Source organism: Micromonospora sp. NPDC002411, from assembly GCF_053592955.1.
This window is the reverse complement of sequence record NZ_JBSFBM010000501.1, coordinates 1-3,535: the sequence shown is the minus strand read 5'-3', so window position 1 is coordinate 3,535 and position 3,535 is coordinate 1. Positions and strand designations below refer to the sequence as shown.

The window sequence follows — 3,535 nt, the reverse complement described above, 5'->3', positions numbered from 1 at the left end:
GGGGGCGTTGACCTGCAGAATCTCTGGCGGGATGTGCTCAAAGCCCACTATCCCCTCCCGGAAGCCCGCCGGGTGGTGGCTCAGTACTGGCGGCTGCTCGCGGAGGACCCGGACCGTACGCGTGCCGTGATGGAGTGGGAGCGCGAGAACGCCCGCCAGCACCCGTACCAAGGACTCTGATCGCGTGATCCACTCCAGTTCGGCGATGTGGTGGCATGCCGATGCCTTGATACCCCGATATCGGCGACGAGGAGTGGATCAACCGCCGTCGAGGGCAGATCGGGGATCTACGACTTCAGGATGATCCCGGTCCGCCCGCCGCCGGACGCAGAACTGGCAGTCGCCGGATAGCGTCGACGCATGACTGTTGAGCACCCCGCGCTCGCACTGCGTGGCCTGGCCAAGCGGTTCGACGGCACGATCGCGGTGGCCGGCGTCGACCTGGACGTCCCCGCTGGCTCCTTCTACGGGCTGCTCGGCCCGAACGGCGCCGGCAAGACCACCACCCTGTCGATGGCGGTCGGCCTGTTGCGGCCGGACGCCGGCTCGGCCCGGGTGCTCGGGCAGGACGTCTGGCAGGACCCGGTCGCCGCGAAGCAGCTGTTGGGCGTGATGCCCGACGGGGTACGCCTGTTCGACCGGCTGACCGGAGCGGAGCTGCTCGCGTACAACGGGTTGTTGCGGGGGATGGACCCGGCGGTGGTCGACCAGCGGGCCGCGGAGCTGCTGGACGTACTGGCGCTCGGCGACGCCGGTCGGACGCTGGTGGTGGACTACTCAGCGGGCATGAAGAAGAAGATCGGCCTGGCCTGCGCGCTGCTGCACGGCCCGCGGGTGCTGGTGCTGGACGAGCCGTTCGAGGCGGTCGACCCGGTCTCCGCCGCGCTGATCCGCGACATCCTCAGCAGGTACGCGGCCGGCGGCGGCACCGTGGTCTTCTCCAGTCACGTGATGGAGGTCGTCGAGCGGCTCTGCTCGCACGTGGCGATCCTGGCCGGCGGCACGATCAAGCGGGTAGGGACGATCGGCGAGGTCCGTGGTGACCGCTCGCTGGAGCAGGTGTTCGTCGAGGTGGTCGGCGGGCGCACTGCGACGGGCGAGGAGCTGTCGTGGCTGTCGCGGTGAGCACGGACGCCGGGCCCACCGCGCCCGTACGCACGGTCTCCGCTCGGCACTTCGTGCGGCTGAAGCTGCGGGTGATGGGCAACAACTTCCGGGGTCAGGGCTGGCGGATCGCACTGTTCATCGGTGGCGCGCTGCTCGGGCTCTGGTTCGCCGTCAGTGGCTTCTTCCTCTTCGCCCTGCCCGGCCTGACCGGCGACGGCCAGTACGCGGTGCTGGTCGGGGCGGCGGGCGGGGGCCTGCTGGTGGTCGGCTGGCTGATCCTGCCACTGGTCTTCTTCGGTGTGGACGAGACACTGGACCCGGCTCGGTTCGCGCTGCTGCCGTTGTCCCGCCGCACGTTGGTGACCGGCCTGTTCGCGGCGGCTCTGATCAGCGTTCCGGTGTTGGCGGTGCTGATCGCGACGTTCGGACTGGTGCTCACCTCCTGGTCGCTGGGCGGCTGGTCGGCGGGGTTGGTGGCCGTGGTCGGTGTGGTCGCGGGGTTGCTGCTCTGCGTGGCGGCCAGCCGGGCGGTGACCAGCGCCTTCGCCACCATGCTGCGGTCCCGGCGAGTCCGGGACCTGGCGGCCGTGCTGCTGGCGGTGGTCGCCGCACTTCTCGGCCCGTTGCAGATCTTCGGTCTCGCCGCACTGCGGGAGACGGACTGGACCCGACTGACCGGCGCGGCGACCGTGATCGGCTGGACGCCGCTCGGCGCACCGTGGACGGCCGGCATCGACGTGGCCCAGGGACGGGTGTGGGCGGCACCGGTGAAACTGCTGATCACGGTGGTGGCGCTCGGCGCCCTGCTGGCCTGGTGGTCCCGGTCGCTCGAGTCGGCCATGGTGGGCGCGGCGAGCGCCGGTAAGGCCCCCGCGCGGAGCGGGGTGGCCGGTGGCGCCGTCGCCCAACTGTTCCCCCGGGTCACCGGCTGGGCCCGCCGGGACCGGTTCGGCGCGCTGGTCGCCCGGGAGGCCCGGTACTGGTGGCGGGACGCGCGCCGCCGGGCCAACCTGATCACGATCGCTGTGGTCGGCATCTTCGTACCCGTGTTCGTCAACGTCACGGGCGGGGACTTCGCGGCCATGGAGAGCGGAGGGCTGACGGCGGCTGCCAACGACAGCTCACCGGTAGTGGTCACCATCTCCATGGTTCTCGTGGGTGTGCTCGCCGCCGCCACCCTGGCCAACCAGTTCGGCTTCGACGGCAGCGCGTACGCCGCGAACGTGGTGGCCGGGGTGCCCGGTCGGGTGGAGCTCCGGGCGCGGATGACTGCCTTCTCGCTGTACGTGCTGCCGATGCTGGCGTTCGTGTCGGTGGTGCTGTCGGTGCTGCTCAGTCGACCGGGTTGGATCGGGCTCACCCTCGGCAGCCTGGTCGCCACCTACGGTGCCGGGCTGGCGGTGAACAGTTTCGTCTCGGTGCTCGGGGCGTACTCGCTGCCGGAGACGAGCAACCCGTTCGCGATGAACAGCGGTGCGGGCCTCACGAAGGGGCTTCTCACCCTGGTGACCATGCTCGTGTCGGCGGTCGCGGCGGTGCCGATGGTGGTGGCCGCCGCGCTACTCGGAGGCGCCTGGCTCTGGCTGGCCCTGCCGGTCGGCGCGGCGTACGGGTTGGGCGCGGCGCTGCTGGGCGCTTACCTGGCCGGCGACGTGTTGGACCGCCGGCTGCCCGAGTTGCTGGCCACGGTCACGCCGCGCCGCTGAGCAAGGGCGCGTCCCGTCCGGTCGAACGCCGGTCGGGCGCGCCCGACCCTCGTTATGGTGCGAGCAGGCGCGACGAGGGGACGGTCGGCATGGGCTCACACACGCGCTACCGCAGCGTCGTCGTCGATGGGCTCTCCGTCTTCTATCGGGAGGCGGGCGCGCCGGACGCGCCGGTGCTGCTGCTCCTGCACGGGTTCCCGTCGTCGTCGCGGATGTTCGAGCCGCTGCTCGACCGGCTCGCCGACCAGTTCCGGTTGATCGCACCGGACTACCCGGGTTTCGGGCACAGCGACACCCCGGCTCCGGAGAGCTTCCCGTACACGTTCGACCGGATCGCCGACACGATGGCTGGTTTCGCCGCCGCCGTCGGCGCCGAGGACTACCTGCTCTACGTGCAGGACTACGGCGGGCCGGTGGGGTTCCGGATGGCCCGCGCCGATCCGGGGCGGCTGCGCGGACTCGTCGTGCAGAACGCGGTGGCCCACGACACGGGCCTGGGGCCGCTCTGGGCGACCCGGCGGGCGTACTGGCAGGACCGCGCCGGGCACGAGACGGCTGTCCGGGAGAACATCCTCTCGCTGGCGGCGATCCGCACCCGCCACGTCGGCGACGACCCGGACCCCGAGCGGTACGACCCCGACCTGTGGGTCGACGAGCACGCGTTCCTCAGCCGCCCGGGGGTGATCGAGCGCCAACTGGACCTGATGTACGACTACCGGACC

At 71.5% G+C, this 3,535-nt stretch carries 3 protein-coding genes and 1 pseudogene; all 4 read left to right on the top strand.

Features of this window, described 5'->3' with window-relative positions:
* Positions 1–180, top strand: a pseudogene (locus tag ACWCO3_RS32945) (hypothetical protein); the annotation flags it as partial.
* 180 nt (positions 181–360) lie between these two features.
* The gene (locus ACWCO3_RS32940) at positions 361–1,125 is read left to right on the top strand and encodes an ABC transporter ATP-binding protein (protein WP_145778412.1); all 765 of its coding nucleotides are present in this window, start codon (positions 361–363) and stop codon (positions 1,123–1,125) included.
* On the top strand, positions 1,110–2,813 hold the full coding sequence (locus ACWCO3_RS32935; protein ID WP_145778411.1) for an ABC transporter permease: 1,704 nt from the start codon (positions 1,110–1,112) through the stop codon (positions 2,811–2,813). Before ACWCO3_RS32940 ends, ACWCO3_RS32935 begins: the two co-directional genes overlap by 16 nt.
* 89 nt (positions 2,814–2,902) lie before the next feature.
* A partial coding sequence (locus ACWCO3_RS32930) for an alpha/beta fold hydrolase (protein WP_450013833.1) occupies positions 2,903–3,535 on the top strand: 633 nt, incomplete at its 3' end.